General features: G+C 66.3%; 12 protein-coding genes. 3 read left to right on the forward strand and 9 right to left on the reverse strand.

Annotated features, from left to right (window positions below; genetic code table 11):
* Window positions 1-94 precede the first annotated feature (94 nt).
* From tldD to R2N11_RS04960, 3 genes are all read right to left on the reverse strand, one after another.
* Window positions 95-1558, reverse strand: coding sequence for a metalloprotease TldD (tldD, locus tag R2N11_RS04950; protein ID WP_316680363.1), 1464 nt, complete (start codon window positions 1556-1558; stop codon window positions 95-97).
* Between the two features lie 166 nt (window positions 1559-1724).
* Entirely contained in the window at window positions 1725-2606 is an 882-nt protein-coding gene (locus tag R2N11_RS04955) for a carbon-nitrogen hydrolase family protein (protein ID WP_316680364.1), read from the reverse strand.
* Between the two features lie 5 nt (window positions 2607-2611).
* The gene (locus R2N11_RS04960) at window positions 2612-6868 is read right to left on the reverse strand and encodes a YhdP family protein (RefSeq protein ID WP_316680365.1); all 4257 of its coding nucleotides are present in this window, start codon (window positions 6866-6868) and stop codon (window positions 2612-2614) included.
* A gap of 178 nt (window positions 6869-7046) precedes the next feature.
* On the opposite strand from R2N11_RS04960, the gene glnE reads away from it, so the two are divergent.
* Window positions 7047-9929, forward strand: a complete 2883-nt coding sequence (glnE, locus tag R2N11_RS04965) for a bifunctional [glutamate--ammonia ligase]-adenylyl-L-tyrosine phosphorylase/[glutamate--ammonia-ligase] adenylyltransferase (RefSeq protein WP_316680583.1) — start codon at window positions 7047-7049, stop codon at window positions 9927-9929.
* Window positions 9926-10555: a rhombosortase gene (gene rrtA, locus R2N11_RS04970; protein ID WP_316680366.1), complete on the forward strand. Its 630-nt coding sequence runs from the start codon at window positions 9926-9928 to the stop codon at window positions 10553-10555. The genes glnE and rrtA overlap by 4 nt, the downstream gene beginning before the upstream one ends.
* A 66-nt stretch (window positions 10556-10621) precedes the next feature.
* Here rrtA and R2N11_RS04975 read toward each other — a convergent pair whose 3' ends face one another.
* The 6 genes from R2N11_RS04975 to R2N11_RS05000 all read right to left on the reverse strand — a co-directional run bounded on the left by R2N11_RS04975 (window position 10622) and on the right by R2N11_RS05000 (window position 20220).
* Window positions 10622-12670, reverse strand: a complete 2049-nt coding sequence (locus R2N11_RS04975; protein ID WP_316680367.1) for a S8 family serine peptidase — start codon at window positions 12668-12670, stop codon at window positions 10622-10624.
* Window positions 12671-12909: 239 nt separating this feature from the next.
* The gene (locus R2N11_RS04980) at window positions 12910-14901 is read right to left on the reverse strand and encodes a S8 family peptidase (protein ID WP_316680368.1); all 1992 of its coding nucleotides are present in this window, start codon (window positions 14899-14901) and stop codon (window positions 12910-12912) included.
* Between the two features lie 186 nt (window positions 14902-15087).
* The gene (gene mprA, locus R2N11_RS04985; RefSeq protein ID WP_316680369.1) at window positions 15088-16743 is read right to left on the reverse strand and encodes an MprA protease, GlyGly-CTERM protein-sorting domain-containing form; all 1656 of its coding nucleotides are present in this window, start codon (window positions 16741-16743) and stop codon (window positions 15088-15090) included.
* Window positions 16744-17021: 278 nt separating this feature from the next.
* A complete protein-coding gene (locus R2N11_RS04990) occupies window positions 17022-17468 on the reverse strand; it encodes a hypothetical protein (RefSeq protein ID WP_316680370.1) in 447 nt (148 codons plus the stop codon).
* Window positions 17469-17561: 93 nt separating this feature from the next.
* Window positions 17562-19268 (reverse strand): DNA repair protein RecN, encoded by a 1707-nt coding sequence (recN, locus tag R2N11_RS04995; protein WP_316680371.1) that lies wholly within the window; start codon window positions 19266-19268, stop codon window positions 17562-17564.
* 22 nt (window positions 19269-19290) lie between these two features.
* Window positions 19291-20220: an NAD kinase gene (locus R2N11_RS05000; RefSeq protein ID WP_199031376.1), complete on the reverse strand. Its 930-nt coding sequence runs from the start codon at window positions 20218-20220 to the stop codon at window positions 19291-19293.
* A 110-nt stretch (window positions 20221-20330) separates the two neighbouring features.
* Between R2N11_RS05000 and hrcA the strand changes: the two genes are divergently transcribed.
* Window positions 20331-21389, forward strand: a complete 1059-nt coding sequence (gene hrcA / locus R2N11_RS05005) for a heat-inducible transcriptional repressor HrcA (RefSeq protein WP_199031377.1) — start codon at window positions 20331-20333, stop codon at window positions 21387-21389.
* Window positions 21390-21446: the final 57 nt, after the last annotated feature.

A 21446-nucleotide genomic window follows, 5' to 3' on the forward strand; every position in this document is an offset into this window, starting at 1 on the left:
ACGTCTTTATAGCTGCTTTTCCGGGCCGCCGCAAGCGCGGATTTTCCGGGCCTGCGGCGCGCAAACGACAACGTTGCGGCCGCTTCCGGGGCCGTCAGACCGTGCCGCCCACCGTCATATTCTCCATGCGCAGGGTCGGCTGGCCCACGCCCACTGGCACGCTCTGGCCCTCCTTGCCGCACACGCCGATGCCCGAGTCCAGGCGCATGTCGTTGCCGATCATGGTCACGTGCTTGAGCGATTCGGGGCCGCTGCCGACCAGCGTCGCGCCCTTGACCGGCGCGGTGATCTTGCCGTCTTCGATCAGGTAGGCCTCGCTGGCCGAGAACACGAACTTGCCGTTGGTGATGTCGACCTGTCCGCCACCAAAATTGACGGCGTACAGGCCCTTCTTGACGCTGGCGATGATCTCCTGCGGGTCTTTGTCGCCGCCGAGCATGTAGGTGTTGGTCATGCGCGGCATCGGCAGGGCAGCGTAGCTCTCACGGCGGGCGTTGCCGGTCACGGGCATCTTCATCAGGCGCGCATTGAGCGTGTCCTGCATGTAGCCGGTGAGGATGCCGTCTTCGATGAGCGTGTTGCATTGCGTGGGGTTGCCCTCGTCGTCGAGGTTGAGCGAGCCACGGCGATTGGCCAGCGTGCCGTCATCCACCACGGTGACGCCCTTGGCCGCCACGCGCTCACCCATGCGGCCGGAGAAGGCAGACGAGCCCTTGCGGTTGAAGTCGCCCTCCAGCCCGTGGCCGATGGCTTCGTGAAGCAGCACGCCGGGCCAGCCGGGCCCAAGCACGACGGTCATGGTGCCTGCCGGTGCCGGCTTGGCTTCCAGGTTGACGAGTGCGGAGGAGACCGCCTCGTCCACGTATTCGCGCAGCAGGTCGTCGGTGAAATAGCCGTAGGCATAGCGGCCGCCGCCGCCGGAACTGCCCATCTCGCGGCGCCCGTTCTGTTCGGCGATGACGGTGACGGAGATGCGCACCAGCGGGCGCACATCGGCGGCGATCACGCCGTCGCTGCGTGCCACCAGCATTACGTCGTATTCACCGGCCAGGCCGGCCATGACCTGCACCACACGCGGGTCTTTGGCGCGGGCGAGTTTTTCGATGCGCTCCAGCAAGGCGACCTTTTCGGTGGCCGTCATCGAATCGAGCGGGTCGTTGGGCGCATACAGCGAATGGCCATTCGGACCGCTGGCGAGGCTGTTCGCCACCTTCACGCGGCCGGCGCCGGCTTTGCCGATGGTGCGCGTGGCACCAGCGGCCTGCATCAGCGCGGGCAAGCTGATGTCGTCGGAATAGGCGAATGCAGTGCGGTCGCCCGAGACGGCGCGCACGCCCACGCCCTGGTCGATGCTGAAGCTGCCGGATTTGACGATGCCTTCTTCCAGGCTCCATGCCTCGTTGCGGGTGTACTGGAAGTAGAGGTCCGCGTAGTCGACGCGGTGCGTGAAGATGTCGGCCAGCGCGCGCTGCAGGTGCGCCTCATCAAGGCCGTACGGATCGAGCAGCACGCGGCGCGCGATGGACAGATTCTGGATGGCGATGTCGCCTGCGTTCATGGTGGGTTCTCGCAAAGAAATTCGGTTGGAACCAGTTCTCGATCCTACTGCACTGCCCGATCTTGGCCCTGCGATGCTCGCCGTACCCGTGTACGGCTGCGCCGCATTTGGCACATTCGGGGCCAACCTCGGGCCGCTCGCTACGGATCGTAAACCGGTTCTTCGACTACATCACACGGTGTTTCAACGCCGGCAAGTCCTGGCGCACTTGCGCCAGGCGGGCCGGGTCCATGTCGCCGACGACCACGCCTTCGCCTTCAGGCAATGCGGCGATGACTTCGCCCCACGGGTCGACCAACATGGAATGGCCCCACGTGCGGCGGCCGTTCTCGTGGCGCCCGCCCTGTGCGGCGGCGAGCACGTAACACTGGTTCTCGACCGCGCGGGCGCGCAGGAGGATCTCCCAGTGCGCGGCGCCCGTCACGTAGGTGAAGGCCGCCGGCATCAGAATCAAGTTCAGATTGCCTTGCGACGACAGCGCGCGGTACAGCTCGGGAAAGCGCAGGTCGTAGCACACCGACATGCCCACGCGCCCACACGGCGCATCAAAGGCGACCGGTATGGCGCCAGGTTCGATGGTGCGGGCTTCGTCGTAGCGCTCTTCGCCGCGCACGAAGTTGAACAGGTGGATCTTGTCGTAGCGCGCCACGCGCAGCCCGGCCGGGTTGTAGGCGAGCGACGTATTGCGCACGCGCTGTTCGTCTTCGCACCACATCGGCAGCGTGCCGCCAACAAGCCACAGCTTGTGGCGGCGTGCTGCGTCGGCCAGGAACGTCTGGATGGGGCCATCCTCGTCATTCTCGCGGATGGCGACCTTGTCACTGTCTTTGCGGCCCATCTTGCAGAAGTACTCGGGCAGCAGCGCCAGTTGCGCGCCCTGGGCGGCAGCCTCGGCGAGTAGCACATCGGCGCGCGCCAGGTTGGCGTCCACCTCGATACCCGTCACCGTCTGGATGGCGGCGACGCGAAAAGGTGCGCCGAAGGGCACGCCCGAGGACGTATCCGGGCCAGGGGCGGCTTGGGCAGGAGCAACAGTCGAAGAAGTCATGGGGCCTATTTTGCCGAGGTTTCGGGATGGCTGCCTGCACCTGAGCTGGACGCGATCTTGTCGATCTTCGGTTTGGCCCAGCTGCCTGTGACGTGATACTGCGTGGCGAACGCCTTCGATAGCTGGTCACCCAGCACCAACTGCGCGGCCAGCGTGCCCAGCCCGATGGCCGGATTGATGAAGGCGGCCGCCAGCGACGCGGACGTTGCATCGACCTTGGGGGTGACCTTCACGTGCAGATCCTGCGTTTCATCGAGGATATTGGCCGAGCCCTGCATCGCGACCTGGAACTGCGGCCCCTTGACCGTGAAATCTTCCGTGCGCGCAACACCGCTGGCAATCGTGCCGGTGGCCGCCACGCTTTCGAACGGCGTGCCGCGGCCGGTGGCGCTGCGCAGGTCGGTAGCGAAGTGCAGCAGGCCCTGCAGGCTCAACACGCCCGCCAGCTTGGCAAGGCCCGGGTCAACCGGCAGGAACTGGCCGCGCTCCAGGTTCAGCGCCATGCGGCCGTTGAGTGTCGGGTAGTCGATCGACATGGGCGAACCGCGCCACACCACGCGGCCTTCGAACTTGCCCTTGGCACCGTCGAGCACCTTGGCAAAGCCCATCTTCTCCAGAAGCTCACCTGAGTCGCGCAGGTCGAGATGGAAGTCGAGCAAGGTGCGGCGCTCGGGGTCATCCTCGCCGCCGCGCAGACGACGCGGAATGCGCCACGTGCCTTGTGCGGTGAAGGTGGCGGCAGGCTGTTCGAGCTTGAGCGTCTCCAGCGTCCACACCGGGGCACCGTCGGTGATCTGGTTGCGCGCCTTGATTTCTAGCTTGCCCAGCGTCTTGCCGCGCAGGTCGAACTTGTCGGCCACCAGATCGAGTGAAGGGATTTCTTGCGAGCTGCGCGCCAGCGATTCGGTCAGCGCGGTCTCTTCCTGCGCATCGGGAATGCTCATGCGCGACAGGCGCATGGTCAGCTCGCCGAAGGGCACGGCGGCACTCTCTGCATGCCAGCGTGTGGTTCCTGCAATCTCGCGCGAATCGATGGTCGATTGCCAGTTCGCGCCGTCGCGTGTGGCATCAACGCTGACGCTGCTGAAATCGCGGCCGAGAATGCGCAGTGTCTGCGCGCGCCCGTTCAGGCGGGTGGGCAGGAAGGCGTTGTGGCTGCTGGCGGCGCTGGCGGCAGCGTGTTCGGCAGCCGATTGCGTGGCACTCTTTTCCCCTGCGGGCGTGGCGAAGACCTGGCGCCAGGCGTCGACGTCGAGCCGGTCCAGCGTCAGGTTGGCCTGCACGCCTTCGGCGGGCTGCGGTACGGGTTGGCGCACACCGATGCCGCCGCGCAGCACCTCGGTGCCGTTGCCGTTGCTGCGCAGTTCGTAGCGCGCGGAGGCGATGTTGCCGATCTGCAGCGTGACTTCATCGAGCGCGTTGTTGGTCGCCAGCGGCTGCATATCGAAGCGCACGGGCAGCGGCTGGCCGGCGGCTTTGTTCAACGGTGCAGGCAGGCGCACCGTCATCGGCGTCAGGTCGGATTGCACCTGGATGACGGGCCGATGCTGCTTGACGCTGATGGTGGCGTTGTACGGTGCGCTGCCGTCCAGCGTGCGGGCAATCGCGGCGATGGGGCTGCCTTCCGGGGTGGTTTCACGCAGGCCCTGGGCCGAGGCGGTGCCCGCGACCTGGATGCGGATCGTGCCGTCAGGCGCGGTACCGCCGGTCGGGCGAATCTCGCCGCCGGCAAAGCGGGCGCGCAGGTTATCGAAGCCGATGCCCTTGTGCGTGAAGGTGAGCGCGCCTGTGACGTCGGTGAGTGGCGGCGCCTGCGGGATCAGCGTGACGTCGTTGCGCAGGAAGGTCACGCTGCCCTGGGCGCGGGCCGTGTGCATTTCGTTGAGCGGGAGGTCAAGCTTGAGCGCGAGCGTGGCGTTGCCCTGTGCGCGCGCGTCCTTGGTGAAGTGGCCGATCCAGCCGCCAACCGGGCTGGCCTCGACGTACTGCAGGAAGCCCTGCGTGGCGCCATCGGCATGGCCGTCGATGGTGAGCAGCGGATGGTGGTCGCCCATGTCGGGCAGGGTGCCGGTCACGTCGGCCAAGGTCACGTCGCCCACCTTGGCGTGCGCCACTTTGAACGACATCGACGGCCCCTCGAACACCACGGTGCCTTCTGTGTCGGTAAACGCCGGCCAGCCGGTCGGGTGCGAGGCGTCGGCGGGGGCCGGCTGGTAGGTCACGTCCTTGACCGGCACCTCCACGCGGAACGTTCCCTTGTGCGGCGGACGGTACGGAAAGTCGTGCAGGTCGCCGGTGAGGACCAAGGTGACGTCGCTGGCTGTGCCGCCCTGCAAGGCGCCGGCCAGGTACTCGCGTGTATGCGGCCCGACAGACAGTGGCAGGTAGCGCGGCACACGCGTGACGGTGGCGCGTTCCAGCGTGCCCTTCAGGTCGATGGTGCCGATATGACTGGTGTCCGGCGCGTGACGGTAGTTGCCCGCAAACCGGGCAGACAGATCGCTGTTGGAGAGCGTCAGGTTGTCGCTGCTGACGATCAGTTCCTGTTTGCGATAGGTCCAGTTGAAGGTGCCTTGCAGGCGGTCCAGCGGCACCCGTGCTTCATCGAAAAGGCCGGGCAGGAGCAGGGCAGTATCGGAGGCGTCGATGCGCAGCGTGCCCTTGTCGTCGGAGAAGACGGCGTTGCCGGAGAGGTTCTCGACGCCGGGCACGGCTGGCTCGGGGTGATGGCCGGCCGGTACGACAGGCAGTTCCCCGGGTCCGAATGACACTTGCCGCAGCGTGGCGCGCCCCGTGAAGTGCACCGGCGCCGGTGTATTTGGCCGCCAGCGGGAGACATCGCGCTGCCAGTTGATGTCGAGGTCGTCGATGCGGCCGGCGGGCTGTTTGGTGCGCAGCGGTTCCAGCACGCCGGCCGGTAGCGGCAGGGCTATGGCGATGCTGCGCAGATCGGTCAGATCCAGCGTCGTGGCCTTGACTTGCAGGCTACGCAGTTCGTCGCGCGTATCCAGCGCCCAGCCGACACTCACATTGCGCAGCCCGCGCGGGGTGCCTGCCGGGTTGACGGGGGCCTCGATGCCGGGGCCAGCCAGTTCGGGCGCGGGCGCAGGTTGCGCAGGCGGGTTCAATGGCTGCCAGAGCAGTGTATCGATGCGCAGCGTGTGGCCGCCGTTTGCGGTGCGCTGCTGTGTGGCGAGCGCCTGCAGGCTGCGCAATTGGAGCGGTTCGAGATCTTTGCGGATCTGCAGATCGAGCTGCTGGCCGGTCAGCCGTGCCTGGCTGCGTGTGAAGGCGCCGCCTGCAAACTCCACCGAGCCGTCCGAACTGATGGTGCCGCTGTTGGCGGCTGCCATCACCGGCACATAGCGTTGCACCGCAGCCAGCTGCAGCGTGTCGACCTGCCAGTTGGCTTGGCCATGCCAGTGTCGCCAATCGCCCGGGCGGGCCAGCAGGTCATGGCGAAAATCGGCTTGCAGCTTGATCGGGCCGTTGAAGAGGCTGGGCGAGGTGCCGCTGGCGTCCAGCCGGTGGCGGGTCGGGCCGCTGCGCAATTGAACGTGCACATTGCCCAGCGCCACCTCGGGCAGCTTCTGCTGTTCGTCGAGCCAGCGCACCGCGCCTTCGCGAAAGTCGATGTCGCCCTGCGAGAGCAGTTGGTCTAAGAAGTTGCTGTCGCCGCCGGTGTCGGGGCCAAGCGGCATGCCGGCCACGAGGAGGGCGCCCTCGGGCGTGCGGCGCACCAGTACGTCGGCACGGCTGGCGTGCAGCGCGGCAAACGTGATCTGCATGCGCAGCAGCGAGCGCCACGACAGCCGTGCCTGCACGTCCTGCACGGCAAAGGTCTGGCGGCCGGCGGTGTCGCGCGCTTCGATGCGCTGCGCACGGAAGGCGGGGTGCCAGCCCTCCCAGTAGGTTTCCAGCGAGCCGATGCCGACGTTGGCGTGCAGTGCGCTCGACGCCTCGCGCTCCATCCATTCGCGCGCCACGCTCACGCGCGGCCACAGGACAAAGCGCACCAGCACCATGCCGACCATGGCCAGGACAACCAGTGCGACCACCGTTTTCCACAGGATGCGCCACAGCTTGCGCCAGATCGGCGCGCGGATGCAAGCCACAACGCCGTTGGCGATCTTGCCGGCCAGCCGCGCAATCCATGCCCAGATGGCGCCGGCCGTGCGCAGGCCTGTCCGGCGGGTAGGCAGGGTGCTGGCGTGTCCGCCATCGGACTTCGGCGATTCTGGGGGCTGGGGCAGACGGGGCATGACCGCGATTATCCGATATTCGTGGCGCAGTGCCACATTTGAAGCCAGGGCAACGCCGATCAACGAATGGCAAGCACACCCGATGCCCGTGAAAGTGCGTGACCACCGACCGGCCCGCACGCATTTCAGCGAGAATGGGTGTTTCTTCGCAGCTCCCTTGATGGTTCGCATGACCCGCATGACCGATTCCACCTTGTCTGCCCAGCCGTTCTTGCAAGCCCCGGCCCGTGCGCCGGAAGCCCCCCATGTTGCGTTGCCATACGCGCAAGCCTATTCCCGCTACGTCCAACGCCTGGCGCAGGCGCGCGAAGGTTGGGCTGAGCGCGTGCAGAGCGCAGCCGCCCGCCCGGTTGACGCTGCCTGGCTGTCCGCGCGCTTTACCGAGCTGTTCGACGCCACGGCCGTGGAGACCGAGCCCGCACTCAAGCGCGCACTGCGCCTGTTGCGCAACGAGGTATTCGCCACGCTTATCGAGCGCGATCTCTCTGGGGTTGCCACGCTTGATGAAGTGACCGGCAGCATGACGGACCTGGCCGAGTTTGCCGTGCGTGCGGCCATCTCCGTGATCGGCCAGGAACTGCGGGCGCTGCACGGGCAGCCGATCGGGCAATCCTCGGGCGAGGTGCAGGAGCTGGTGGTGGTCGGCATGGGCAAGCTGGGCGGGCGCGAGCTGAACGTCTCGTCCGATATCGACCTGATCTTTTTGTACGACGACGATGGCGACACGCAGGGCAAAGATGGCCAAGTTCGGCGTCCGCTGTCCAATCACGAGTACTTCACGAAGCTGGGCCGGCGCCTGATCAACGCACTGGCCGACGTGACCGAAGACGGCTACGTCTTCCGCGTTGACATGCGTCTGCGCCCGAACGGCGATGCCGGTCCGCTGGCCTGCAGCCTGGGCATGCTGGAGGAATACTTTGTCGTGCAGGGCCGTGAGTGGGAGCGCTACGCCTGGATCAAGGGCCGCGTCATCACCGACCCGACCAGCCCGCACGCGGCGCGCGTGATCCAGCAGCTTGATCGGGTGACCGGGCCGTTCGTGTTCCGGCGGTATCTGGATTACGGCGTGATTGCCGCCATCCGCGCGCTGCACGCGCAGATTCGCGCGGAGGCCGCCAAGCGCAGCAATGGTGCCAACCGACAGCCGGGCGAAGGTGACGCTCAGGTGCATGCGCGCTCGCCCAACATCAAGCTGGGGCGCGGCGGTATCCGCGAGATCGAGTTCGTTGCGCAGGTGTTCCAGCTGATTCGTGGCGGGCAGGACTTCGGGCTGCGTGTGCGGCCCACGCTGGAGGTGCTGCGCGCCGCAGCCGAGCGCGGCCTGATCGACGACGATGTGGTCGCACGCTTGACCGAGGCCTACCGTTTCCTGCGCCAGCTTGAACACCGCCTGCAGTACGTGGAAGACGCGCAGACGCACAACCTGCCGGGCGCACCGGAAGACCAGTTGCGTGTGGCCCGCATGATGGGCTTCGTTGATTACGCTGCGCTGGTTGCCAAGCTGGAGGCCTATCAGGACGAAGTCGCGCAGCAGTTCGAGCAGACCTTCTCTGACAAGCAGGACAGCCAACCGCCGTGCGCCTCCATCTGGCACGCCGATCTGCTTGACGACGAGCGCACCGAATCCGCTCGCGCGCAGCTTGCCGACCTGGGCTATGCCGACGCCGACGGCGTGCTCGAGCGCCTGCGGGCGTCGCGCAACTCGCCGCGTTACCGCGCGTTGACCGAGGTGAGCCGCCAGCGCTTCGATCTGCTGATCAACCGCGCGCTCGACCACGCAGCGCGCCAGACGGATGCTGACGTCACCATCGCGCGCTTCCTGAACTTCTTCGATGCGATCAGCCGGCGCTCGTCGTATCTTTCGCTGCTGTGCGAATACCCACAGGCGCTGGAACGCGTGGCCCACACGCTGCATGCCTCGCGCTGGGCGTCGGACTATCTGACGCGCCATCCGCAACTGCTCGACGAGTTGCTCGATGTTGAGGCGTTGTCGGCCGATCCGGACTGGCCCGCCTTCCGCGAGCGGGTGCGCGATCGGCTGCGCGCTGCTGAAGACCACGTCGAGATGCAGATGGACATCCTGCGCCAGGAGCATCACGCCGAGACCTTCCGCATCCTGCTGCAGGATCTGCAGGGCATGCTGAGCGTGGAGCACATCAGCGACCGGCTCTCTGACCTGGCCGACGCCATGCTGGACCTGACGCTGGAGACCGTGTGGAAGCAGGTGTCCACGCGCCATTGCGAGGTGCCGCGCTTTGCCGTCGTCGCCTATGGGCGCCTGGGCGGCAAGGAGCTTGGCTATGCGTCGGACCTCGACATCATCTTCCTCTATGACGATGACCACGAGCGTGCGCCCGAGGTGTATGCGTCTTTTGCGCGCAAGCTCATCACCTGGCTGACCAGCCACACCGCCGCCGGCATGCTGTTCGACGTGGACACGCGCCTGCGCCCGAACGGCGCGGCTGGCCTGATGGTCACGCACTTCGAAGCCTTCCGCCGTTATCAGATGCGCGAGGGGGACAACGCTGCGTGGGTGTGGGAACACCAGGCGCTAACACGCGCCCGCTTCTGTGCGGGCGATGCAGAGATCGGCGCACGCTTCGAGGCCCTGCGTACCGCCGTGCTGCGGCAGGAACGCGAGGCCGGCCCGCTGCGCGACGAGATCGTGGCGATGCGCGAGCGTGTGTTGGAAGGCCACACCAATCCCACGGAGCTGTTCGACCTCAAGCACGATCGTGGTGGCATGGTCGATATCGAATTCACCGTACAGTTTTTGGTGCTGCTGTATAGCGCTGCGCACGCTGAACTCACCCGCAACAAGGGCAACATCGCGCTGCTGCACATGGCGGGCGAGCTGGGGCTGATCGACGCCGCGCAGGCCGCGCAAGTGGCCGATGCCTATCGCGATTTCCGAGCGCGCCAGCACAAACTGCGGCTGGACGGACAATCCGCCGCGCGTGTCCCTGCGGGTACCTGCGCGCACGAGGCCGCCCACGTGCGAGCGTTGTGGGAGCAGGTGTTCGGCGCCCTGCCCGCGTCATCAAGCCCGCACGCCGGATGAGCGGGCGTCTGCACGCGGTGCATACCTGGGCTGCATGCCTGGGTGTGGCTGCGTTGTCGGCTGCGTTTTCATTCATTCCGTGGTTGCATGCCATCGGGCTGTATCAGCGCGATGCTGTGCGCGCGGGCCAATGGTGGCGCATCGTCACGGCCATGTGGGTGCACCTGGATACGTGGCACTGGTTGGCCGACGCGATGGCGGCGGCGGGGGTCATGCTTCTGCTCGCACGTGTGCTGCGGCCGCAGGCCATTGTTGGTGCGTTGGTGGCGTGTGGCGTGCTGGTGCAGATTGCGCTGCTCAGTCAACCGGGGGTGCAGTGGTACGGCGGGCTCTCGGGCGCGCTGCACGGTCTTGCTGCCTGGGGTGGGCTGCGGTTGCTGCGGCCACAAGCAGAGGCGGTTGAAGACACCGGCGACCACTTCTCGCGCTGGATCGGCTTGCTGCTGTGCGCGGGCGTGCTGGTGAAGGTGTGGTTCGAGCAATCGTGGCTGTCGCCCATCGCCTATGACCCGCACTGGGGCTTTGGCGTGGTACGCATTGCGCATGCGTTTGGCGCGGCGAGCGGACTGCTGATCTGGGTATTCGGAGAATGGCGCGCCCAAGCCGGGAAGCAGGCGCAAGGCTGATCGGCAGGATGCCGGGGGCCTCGGAGAGCGGACACGCCAGCAGGCGCCAGCGTGTCCGTGTTGCGTTTACTGCGCGCCAGAGATGCGACGACCACGGCCGAAGCCGAAGGCGCCGCCTGCCAACAGCAGGCCGGCCAGCCACAGTGGCAATGCACCGCCGCCACCGCCGCTTTGGTTCAGGGTGCCGGTGCCGCTGGTGCCGCCGCTGAAGGGTAGGGTGCCGCCCGATCCAGGCGTGGTGGTCGGGGGCGCGGTGACCGTCACGGAAGTCGAGGTGCTTATCGTCCCGCCCACGTTGTTGGTGACGGTGACCATGAAGGTGTACGTGCCAGCGCTACTCGGCGTGAACGTGACAGTGTAGTTGCCATTGCCGTCCGGGCCTGCTGTTGCAGCGTTCGTGTTTGGGCCTGCAGTTTGTGCCCACTGAACGCTGGACAGCGTGTTACCGAAGCCTGCGCCAACCGTGGCCGTGAGGGTTACCGGATTGTTGGCAACGATGGTGCTGGCCGAGCTTGAGACGCTTACCGTCGGGTTGCCGACCGCCAGTGCGATGGCTGCGCCCGCATCCAACATGCCGGCCCCGCACGCGCCGGAATGCTGTGCGCAGTAGGTTCCTGCCGGGAAAGGGCGGGCCGACTGCGTCAGGATTGCCTTGATGTCGTTCACACTCAGAGTGGGTTTGTAGGCCAGCAGCAGCGCGGCAACGCCCGCCACATGCGGCGTGGCCATCGAGGTGCCCATTTCGCTTTTGTACGTATTGGTGTCCGTGCCCGGGGTGGTCAGGCCGGCATTGGAGATTGAGCGGATTGCGATGCCGCTACCCGCGATGACCGAGCCTGAGCCGCCGCCCGGTGCGCTGAGGGTCGTGCCGGTGCCGACGTTGGCATAGTTGGCGTTGTCGCCGTCGATGGTATGCGCCGTGACCGCGACCACACCGCTGCAGTTGGCCGGCGAGCCGATGGTCGAAGCGCCGTCGTTGCCGGTTGCCACCACGATGGTGGCACCCCGCGCTTTTGCCGCTGTAATGGTTGCTTGCTCGGCGCCGGAGCAAGCCCCCGCACCACCCAGGCTCATGTTGACCACCTGCGCCATCGGCGCATTGACCGGCAGCGCAACACCGCTCGCACCAGGCACGCCGCTCGCGCCCGTTACCCAGGCCAGCGCGTCCATGATGTCCGACGTGGTGCCGCCGCACTTGCCCAGTGCCCGTGCCATCTGGATGGTCACGTTGGGCGCAATGCCCGCGATGCCTACCGAGTTGTGCTGCGCGACGATCTGGCCCGTCACGAAGGTGCCGTGCCAGCTGCTGTTGGAAGCGGTGCCGCAATAGGTGGGGTAGGCGGTGGCTTCCGACGCAAGTACCCAGTCGCCAGGGTCCGACGGATTGGGATCGCGACCCGCCGGCGTGTCGAGTGGATCGTTCTCCACAAAGCCCAGCGGCACCGTGTTGTGGCTCACTGGGTCGGGTGTGGAGTGATAGGCGTCGTTACTGATGAAGTCGTAGCCCGGGCGGATGTTGGCACCAGCCAGATCCTCATGGTTGGTCAGCAGGCCCGTGTCGATGACGGCCACGTAGACCGAGCTTGCGCCCTTGGTCGAATCCCACGCGGTGGTGACATTGGCCCCGCCGGCGGCCGTGGTCGCTGGGCCGTTGGCAACCACGGTGCTCGGCCACAGGTTCCACTGGCTGGCGAACTGCGGGTCGTTGGGTACGGCGGCCGGCCGCATGATGCGGTCGGGCGAGACATATTCAAATTGGCCGCTGGCCTCCATGCGCTGGGCGACCGTCTGTGCCTCTGCGGCCGACATGACGCTGGGCAGCGTCACCACATGCGCCCCGCCCGACATGGCGCGTTTGTAGGTCACCGGCAGCTGTGCCGCCACCGACCAGCGTTGCACCGTCGCAACGTCTGCGCGGGCAACCGTGCCGCCTGCCGCAACCGCTTGCGTCTTCAGCCCGCTGTTTTTCTCTTTCACGATCAGTTGCGTCACCCATTGCAACTGCGGCGCAGGTGCGGCGACCTTGCCCACCGCCAACGCCGGCACGGCGTGATACGACACCAGTCCGAGCGCTACCAGCGCACGAACAATACCCCCGGGAACCATCGATTTCATTGGAGCAGCCCTGTTCTTTTGTTATGAATCGCAAGATGCATCACAGCATTGTCCAAAAGGATTGAGAAAGCGTGTCTCAAGGGTGGATAAGCGTAAACCCTAGTATCTCCAGCCTGAGCAGATATGGCGGTGCAGCGGGTCTCGTTCACACGGGAGGGAAGAGCGGGCCCCAAGCGGGGGATGCCACAACGAAAAACGCCCCCACGCGGGGGGCGGTCGGGACCTGATGACAAGCGCAATCAACTTAGCGCTGGCTGCTTGCGCCGGTAGGCCAGCCCCAGGGCCAGCAGCACGGCTGCTTCCATCAGCGGGACGGTACCGCCACCGCCACCGCCACCGCTATTGGCCGTGCTGCCTGCGCCCGCGCCGGTCTCTGTGCCTGACCCCGGCGACGTGGCGCCTGTGACGGTCACGCTGGCGGTATCGGTTGCGGTGGCGCCGGCGTTGTTGGTCAATGACACGCTGAAGCTATAGACGCCTGCGGCAGTTGGCGTGAACGTAGTCGTGCTGATGCCATTGGCATTTGGGGCAGACGCCGTCAGGGTGACGGGGTTTCCGCCGGTTTGTGCCCAGACCGGGCTACCCGCCGTTTGGCCATAACCGGCACCGCCCACCGCCGTGAGCGTGACGAAAGCATTGGGCGCCACGGTTGCGGCTGATGTGGCGACATGCACGGTCGGCATGCCCTGGGCTTGCGTGACTGCTGAGCCGGCGTCCAGCATGCCGGCCCCGCAACTGCCCGCATGCGTGGCGCAGTAGGTACCGGGCGGGAAGGGGCGGGCCGACTGCTTGAGAATCGCCGTGATGTCGTCGGGCATCAGCGCTGGCTGGACCGACAGCATGAGCGCGGCCGTGGCAGCCACATGCGGCGTGGCCATCGATGTGCCGATGTCGTTGGTGTACGTATCGCCGCTGGGCGAGGCAACGGGTGCGGTACCGCCGCTGTTGGACAGCGACAAGATGGTGCTGCCCGTGCCTGAGATGACCGTGCCTCGGCCGCCGCCCGGCGCACTGATGGAGGTTTGCGCACCCACGTTGGCATACCAGGCGTTGTCACCCTCCAGCGTATGGGCTGTGACCGCGATGGCGCCGGTGCAGTTGGCGGGGGCATCTACCGGCCCGGACTCATTGCCGGCCGCCACCACGATGGTGACACCCAGCGCGCGCGCCGCATTGATCCGGTTCTGTTCCAGCACGGAGCAGGCTCCCGCTCCCCCAAGGCTCATGCTGATGACCTTGGCCGGCGTCGGGTTGCTGATGACACCAGGGACCGCGCCGCCGGCCAGCCACGTCATCGCATCCATGATGTCGGATGTCATGCCGCCGCACTTGCCCAGCGCCCTCGCCATCTGTACGCGCACGCTGGGTGCGATGCCCGCAATGCCGATGCCGTTATTGCGTTGCGCCGCAATCTGTCCGGCCACGAAGGTGCCGTGCCAGCTGCTGTTGCTCTGGCTGCCGCAGAGCGTTGGGAAGGACGCGGCATCGCTGGCACTGATCCAGTCGCCGGGGTCGGAAGGGTCGGTATTGCCAGCACTGTTGTTGGCGCCGTTGTTGACGAACCCGCTGGGGATGGCGGCGCCGGTCTTGGGATCGGTGGTGCCCGCCATTGCGCTGCTGCTGACGAAGTTGCGGCCGATACCGAAGTTCGTGCCGGCAAAGTCTGCGTGGTCTGCGCGGATGCCGGTGTCGACAATCCCGATGCCCACCGTGGGCGTGCCGGTGGTGGTGTCCCAGGCGGATGTCACGTTGGCGCCGCCGGCCACGCTGGCGCGGGGCATCAGGTTCCATTGCTGGCTGAATAGCGGGTCGGTTGCCAGTGCCATTGGCCGCAGGATGCGATCGGGCGACACGTACTCAAACTGGCCGCTGGCCTCCATGCGCTGCGCAACGGTTTGTGCGTCGGCCAGCGTCATGATTCTGGGCAGGGTCACCACATGGGCGTCGCCCGACATTGCGCGCTTGTACGCCATTGGCAGTTGCGCTGTGGCTGACCAGCGTTGCACGGTCACGGCATCCGCCGGATTGTTGACGCTGCCTGCCGATGTGGATTGCAGATTCAATGCGCCAGGTGTGGTCGCTTTTTCCTTGACGATCAACTGGGTGACCCACTGCAACTGTGTGTTGAACGTGGTCGATTTTTCTGCCGCCAGCACAGGCGCAGCGTGATACGACATCAGTCCGAGCGCCACCAGCACGCGGACCACACCCCCGGGAACCATCGTCTTCATCAGAGCGGCCTTTTTTTGTAAAGAATTGCTGAATTGGTGGATGAATTGTCCAAAAGGATTGCGATGGGGTGGTCCGGGTCGCGCTAGGTAAGAACCCTAGCCACTCAGTAAGACGGGCGTGCAGCGAAGGCCCAAATGAAAACCGCCTCCACATGGGAGGCGGCTTTGATCAATGTGATGGTGCGGTTATTGCGGCAGCGGGCGCTTGCGCCGACATGCTAGCCCCAGGGCCAGCAGCACCGCGGCACCCATCAGCGGGACAGTACCGCCGCCGCCGCCGCCACTTCCACTTCCACTTCCACTTCCACTTCCACTTCCACTGCTGGAGCCGCTGCCCGAGCTTGCCGTACCGTTGCCAATGCCGGCAGGCGTCGTCCGCTGGGCGTAACCCACTGCACCTGCCGTATCCAGCAAGCCTGCACCGCACACGCCGGTATTGACGGCGCAGTACGTGCCGCTTGGGTGCGGGCGGGCGGTCTGTTGCAGGCCGGCCAGGATCTGTGGGTTCGACAATTGCGGTTGCACGCTCAACATCAGCGCGATGGTGCCGGCCACTTCCGGGGTGGAGAAGCTTGTGCCCGCCACAGATTTGACGACGTAGTTGCCGAGGGTTTGCGCGCCATCGTTGGAGTCGGCCTGGATGACCGATGTGGTGCCCGTGCAGCCGCTGCTGGTCGCCTGCGAGTTGGCACAACCGCCGCCTGGCGCCGACAGCGCAACCTGTGAGCCGACGTTGGCGTAGCTGGCGTTTTCACCGCTGTCCACGTGTGCTGTAACGGCGATGGCGCCCGTGCAATTGGCCGGCGCGTCGGCGTTTTGTGCGGCTTCATTGCCCGAGGCCGCCACCACGGTGGTGCCGATCGACGCCAGCCGGTTCACCGCATCCTGTTCGGCCGCCGAGCACGCGCCCGTGCTGCCCAGGCTCACGTTGACCACGCGCGCCGGGTTGGCATTGGTGGGCACACCCGATACGGCGATGCCGCCCGCCCACAGCATGCCGTCCACCGTATCGGACAGCAGCGCACCACACTTGCCCGACACGCGCACTGGCACGATCTGGGTGTTCCAGCCCACGCCGGCAATGTCGAGCGCGTTGTTGGTATTGGCTGCCAGCACGCTGCTGACTTCGGTGCCGTGCCAACTGCTGTTGGCGACGTCGCTGCTGGTGCAGCCCGAAATGGTGGAAACCTGCGCCGAGGTCACGCCGTCGCCAAGGTCATGCGCATCCGTTCCGCGGCCAAACGTGTTGCCCGCGCGCGCCGGGTCCGAGATGAAGTTGTAGCCGGGCAGGATCTTGCCGACCAGGTCTGGGTGGTCGGTATAGCCGGTATCGACGACCGCCACCACGATGCTGCCCGAGCCCTGCGTGATGCTCCACGCCGAGGCCACGTTGATGCCGCCCGGCACCACCGTCGGCGAGGCCAGGTTGTTCTGCGTGGCAAACAGCGGATCGTTGGGGATCGTGTTGGGCCGCAGGATGCGATCCGGCACCACATAGGCCACGCGTGCATCCTGCGCGATCTTGGCGGCGGTGGCTTCAATGCTGGCGGCGTCGGTCAAGCCGGTGTGCATGAGCTGTGCCTCGGTAGCCAACGTGCGTTTGACTTGCAGTGCGCTCCCCGCGGTTTGCGCGACCGATAGCAGCCGGTTGCCGGATTCCGCCGCCGACAGCGGCTTGTGTGTGCCGCTGGTGTCATCGCGCCACTTGATGATGAGGTCGCCTGTGTACTGCGGTTGCGGCGTGGCGGCCATGGCTGGGTGGCCGCCTATCAACCAGGCGATACAGGCGACGCTGGCGCCTGCACGGAGCCAGGACTTCAACCGAAAGGAGGTGGGTGTCATCAGTGCGCGCTCCGAGGCATCTATCTTGTCGTCATGAGAAACGTCGTCAGGATGCGATTCTTGACAGTACGTTACACAAAACCAAAGGTAGCATGCGACCTGCCCGCCTGTGATGGCAGAAACTCGATTGCTAAGGGGCGGGGAGAACTCGCCAGTGCGCTGGCGCCGTAGCAGGATAGGCGCCCGATACGGGGCAGGATGCGTCCGGAATCGGGCCCATCCGCTTTTCACACTGTGTAGGTCGGGTGTGAGCGGTGCTGAATCGCACCGCATTGCATTTAGCGCTGGATCTTCACCATACGATCGGGATCGGCCGACGCGACGCCGGGAGCGGCGCGCAAGGCAGCGACCGCGCCATCCAGCGTGGCCGCCGCATCGCCCGAGCTGGCACGCACGACCCAGAACCCGCCCGACATTGGCCGCACCACTGCAAAGGCCAGGCGCGGCGTTGCACGCGCGCCGGCGGTGTCCAGCACGCCTTGCACGGTGGCGGAAGCGGTGGTTGGGGTGCTCAGTCCGACAATGATGTCGCCCAAACTGTGCGCGGCAGACACCGAGGCTGGCGGTTGGGTGTTGGCGGAGGCGGGATCCATGGCAGGCGGTTTGCCTGGATCAATGGCCGGCACCGACTTGCAGGCGGCCAGCAGGCACAGGCCAAGCGCCGCCACCAGCGCGGGCTTGGTGGACGACAGCAAGGATCGGGGGCGGGCAGCCGGTTGGGCCATGGAGTTCTCCTTGAATGTGTTCAATGGTGTTGGCGGCGTGCGGCACCGGAGCGGCCATGCCAGAGATGGCCGTAATGGTTCCGGTATAGGCGATCACTGCGCCACGCGCCGCGATTTACGTGCGACAGGCGCGGGTGCCGGTTGGGCGCGGCCAGCGGCCAGCATCTCGTCGGCGTGGCGGCGTGTGGTGTCGGTTAGCGATGCACCGCCCAGCATGCGGGCGATTTCATCCACGCGGCTGGTAGCGTCCAGCACCACAAGGTCCGAACGCGTGCTGCCGGCCACCGTCTGCTTGGCGACCTGGATGTGGTGATTGGCCAGTGCGGCCACCTGCGGCAGATGGGTCACGCACAGCACCTGGCGGCGCGTGCCCAACTCGCGCAGACGTCGGCCGACCACTTCGGCCACCGCGCCACCGATGCCGGAATCGACTTCGTCGAAGATCAGCGTGGGGGTCGGGCTCGCCTCGCTGGCGATCACGGAGATGGCCAGGCTGATCCGCGCCAACTCGCCGCCCGAAGCGACCTTCGCCAACGGGCGCGGCGATACGCCCGCATGCCCGGCGACGAGGAATTCGATTTGCTCCAGCCCCGCCGCACCACCGTGCTCAAGCGTGTGCAATGCGATGTCAAACCGTCCGCCTGCCATTGACAGACCCTGCATGGCATCGGTCACGGCTTCGGCCAGCTCGCGTGCGGCTTTGGCGCGGGCGCGTGACAGCGCCTGGGCGACCACCATGTAGGCGGCGTGGGTTTGCGCTTCCTGCGCCTGCAGCGCATCCAGATCGGATGCGGCCTGCAGCGCGGCCAGTTGCGCCTGGCGTTCAGCCAATTCGGCGGGCAGCGTTTCCGGCGCGACGCGGTACTTGCGCGCCATGGTGTGCAGCGCCTGCATGCGCGCGTCGACTTCAGCCAGGCGGTCCGGGTCCAGTTCCGCGCGATCGGCGTAGCGCGCAAGTGTGTGCACGGCTTCCTGAATCTGGACTTCGGCCGGCTCCAGTGCCGCCAGCACATCGGCCAGCGCGGGGTCGATCTCGGCGAGCTCACGCAGCGTGTGGAGCGTGGCGCCCAGTTGCGTGAGTACGGCGCCTTCCGATTCAGACAGGCCGTCGAGCGCCGCGCGCGTGCCTTCGATCAGGCTGGCGGCGTGCGACAGGCGATGGTGCTCGGCGTGGATGTCTTCCCACTCGCCGGGTTGCGGGGCGAGCTTCTGCAGTTCGTTCACCTGCCACTCGATGCGTTCGCGCTCAAGTTGCACTTCGCGCGATTGCTGCTCGGCCGCTTCGCGCAGGCGCACCACGGCTTGCCACGCGCGATAGTGCTCGCCGACCGCGCGCACCGGACCGTCCAGGCCGGCGTGGGCGTCGAGCAGGCTGCGTTGCGCATCGGTCTTGAGCAGCAGTTGATGCGCGTGCTGGCCGTGGATGTCGACGAGCTGTTCACCCACTTCACGCAGTTGTGCCAGCGTAACGGCCGCGCCGTTGATGAAGGCCTTGCTGCGGCCGGCAGCATCGACCGTGCGGCGCAGCAGGATGACGCCCTCGTCGTCGTGCAGTTCGTGCGCTTCCAGCCAGGCGGCCACGTGCGGATGCACGTCGAATTCGGCCGTGATATCGGCACGCGGCGCGCCTTCGCGCACCACGGCAGCATCGGCACGCTCGCCCAGCGTGAGCGCCAGCGCGTCGATCAGGATGGACTTGCCCGCGCCGGTTTCGCCGGTGAACACGGTAAAGCCGTCGGCCAGGTCGAGGTCCAGCGCGTGGACGATGACGAAATCGCGGATTGTGAGGCTGCGCAGCATGGTGCGTGGGGCGGTGTTTGGGTTACAGCCGGTTGTCTTCGGTGGGGTACTCGTGCCAGTGCAGCTTCTTGCGCAGCGTGGCGTAGTAGTTGTAGCCGATCGGGTGCAGCAGTTGGACGGTGCGCTCGGAGCGGCGCACCACGATGCGGTCACCCGGCAGGAGGGACGTGAGCGACTGCATGTCGAAGTTGACGCTGGCATCGCGCCCACTGGTGACCTGGATGACCACCTCCGCATCCTGCGGAATGACGATCGGCCGGTTCGACAACGAATGCGGCGCGATCGGCACCAGCACAAGGCCCGAGAGCGCCGGATGCAGGATCGGCCCACCCGCCGACAGCGCATACGCCGTCGAGCCCGTGGGCGTGGACACGATCAGGCCATCCGACCGCTGGTTGTACATGAAGAAGCCATCGACCGACACGGCCAGTTCCACCATGCCCGAGGTGCCCGAGCGGTTGACCACCACGTCGTTGAAGGCCAGGGCGGAGAAGATGACCTCGTCGTCGCGCACAACCTGGGCTTGCAGCAGCGTACGGGTCTCGGCTTCGTAGCGGCCGGACAACATGTCGGGCAGCACGGTGTGCACATCGTCGAACGGGATATCGGTCATGAAGCCGAGCCGCCCGTGGTTGACGCCGATCACGGGCACGCCGGCGCCGGCCAGATGGCGGCCGATGCCAAGCAAGGTACCGTCGCCGCCGAGCACCACGGCTACGTCGGCCTGACGCGCCATCTCTTCGGGCGGCAGGGCAGGGTAATCCTGCACGCCGATGTTGAGCGCGGTTTCTCGCTCGAACACGATGTCATGCCCGCGCGCGGCAATGCACGACGCCAGCTCCATGAGCGGGCCGGCAATGTTGGCGGCCGAATACCGGCCGACCAGCGCGACGGTCTTGAAGGGCGAGGCGGCGGGAGGTTTCGGGGCCACGGCGGACGGGGGAATCGACATGCGCGCATTACACCATATCGATATGCCCCCCGCTACGTTTGACGAGGTTTGGCGAGAAACGCCAACGTCACCCGCTGGTTGCAGTCGATTTTGCGTAAAATTGAAGAATCATGGACAAGCGCGCCACCATCCTCCTCAAGACCCTGATCGAACGGTACATCGCCGAGGGGCAGCCCGTGGGCTCGCGTACCTTGTCGAAGTATTCGGGGCTCGATCTGTCGCCGGCCACCATCCGCAATGTGATGTCCGACCTGGAGGAAATGGGCTTCATCGCCAGCCCGCACACCTCGGCCGGACGCATCCCCACGCCACGCGGCTACCGGCTCTTCGTCGACACCATGCTGACGGCCAGCCCGCTCGACGTGCTCGGCGCGCAAGATCGCATGGCGCAGCAGATGGCCGGCGTGATTGCCGATCAGGTACGCGCTCAACTGGCGTCGCACGGTTCTGAATCGTCGCAGCGGGTGATTGCGGCGGCGGCGCAGACGCTGTCCAACCTGTCGCAGTTTGCCGGTGTGGTGATGACGCCGCGGCGCTCGCACGCGTTCCGGCAGATCGAATTCCTGCGGCTGTCGGAAAACCGCATCCTGCTGATCGTCGTCACGCCCGAGGGCGACGTGCAGAACCGCATCATCCATACCGATACGCCCTACACCCCGTCGCAGCTGGTGGAGGCGGCGAACTACATCAACGCGCATTACGGCGGCCTGACCTTCGACGCCGTGCGCGAGCGCCTGCGCGGCGAGCTGTCTGCGCTGCAGGCCGACATGACCTCGCTGATGCAGGCGGCGGTGGAGGCGGGCAGCAGCGCCGCCTCGGAAGAGGACCCGGTGGTCATCTCTGGCGAGCGCAAGCTGCTGGATGTGGAAGACCTGTCGTCCTCCATGGACAAGCTGCGGCGCCTGTTTGCCGTGTTCGAGCAGAAGACCGGCCTGCTGCAGCTGCTGGACGTCTCCAGCCGCGCCGAGGGCGTGCAGATCTTCATCGGCGGCGAAAGCAGCCTCGTGCCGCACGAAGACATGGCCGTCATCACCGCGCCGTACGAGGTGGACGGCAAGATCGTCGGCACGCTGGGCGTGATCGGCCCGATGCGCATGGCGTATGAGCGCGTGATTCCGATCGTGGACATCACCGCCAAGTTGCTATCCAGCACCCTCAGCCAATATTGATCCGGAAGCCACTTCAGAACGATTCTGGCGTCGTTGCGCAGCCTTGCCGTACGACTT

Source organism: Ralstonia flaminis (assembly GCF_958415495.1).
GTDB classification, from domain to species: domain Bacteria; phylum Pseudomonadota; class Gammaproteobacteria; order Burkholderiales; family Burkholderiaceae; genus Ralstonia; species Ralstonia flaminis.

Bases quoted from the DNA above. Each gene is read 5' to 3' on its own strand.
- tldD (WP_316680363.1), bottom strand. From the start codon at position 1,558: ATGAACGCAGGCGACATCGCCATCCAGAATCTGTCCATCGCGCGCCGC.
- R2N11_RS04955 (WP_316680364.1), bottom strand. From the start codon at position 2,606: ATGACTTCTTCGACTGTTGCTCCTGCCCAAGCCGCCCCTGGCCCGGAT.
- R2N11_RS04960 (WP_316680365.1), bottom strand. From the start codon at position 6,868: ATGCCCCGTCTGCCCCAGCCCCCAGAATCGCCGAAGTCCGATGGCGGA.
- glnE (WP_316680583.1), top strand. From the start codon at position 7,047: ATGACCGATTCCACCTTGTCTGCCCAGCCGTTCTTGCAAGCCCCGGCC.
- rrtA (WP_316680366.1), top strand. From the start codon at position 9,926: ATGAGCGGGCGTCTGCACGCGGTGCATACCTGGGCTGCATGCCTGGGT.
- R2N11_RS04975 (WP_316680367.1), bottom strand. From the start codon at position 12,670: ATGAAATCGATGGTTCCCGGGGGTATTGTTCGTGCGCTGGTAGCGCTC.
- R2N11_RS04980 (WP_316680368.1), bottom strand. From the start codon at position 14,901: ATGAAGACGATGGTTCCCGGGGGTGTGGTCCGCGTGCTGGTGGCGCTC.
- mprA (WP_316680369.1), bottom strand. From the start codon at position 16,743: ATGACACCCACCTCCTTTCGGTTGAAGTCCTGGCTCCGTGCAGGCGCC.
- R2N11_RS04990 (WP_316680370.1), bottom strand. From the start codon at position 17,468: ATGGCCCAACCGGCTGCCCGCCCCCGATCCTTGCTGTCGTCCACCAAG.
- recN (WP_316680371.1), bottom strand. From the start codon at position 19,268: ATGCTGCGCAGCCTCACAATCCGCGATTTCGTCATCGTCCACGCGCTG.
- R2N11_RS05000 (WP_199031376.1), bottom strand. From the start codon at position 20,220: ATGTCGATTCCCCCGTCCGCCGTGGCCCCGAAACCTCCCGCCGCCTCG.
- hrcA (WP_199031377.1), top strand. From the start codon at position 20,331: ATGGACAAGCGCGCCACCATCCTCCTCAAGACCCTGATCGAACGGTAC.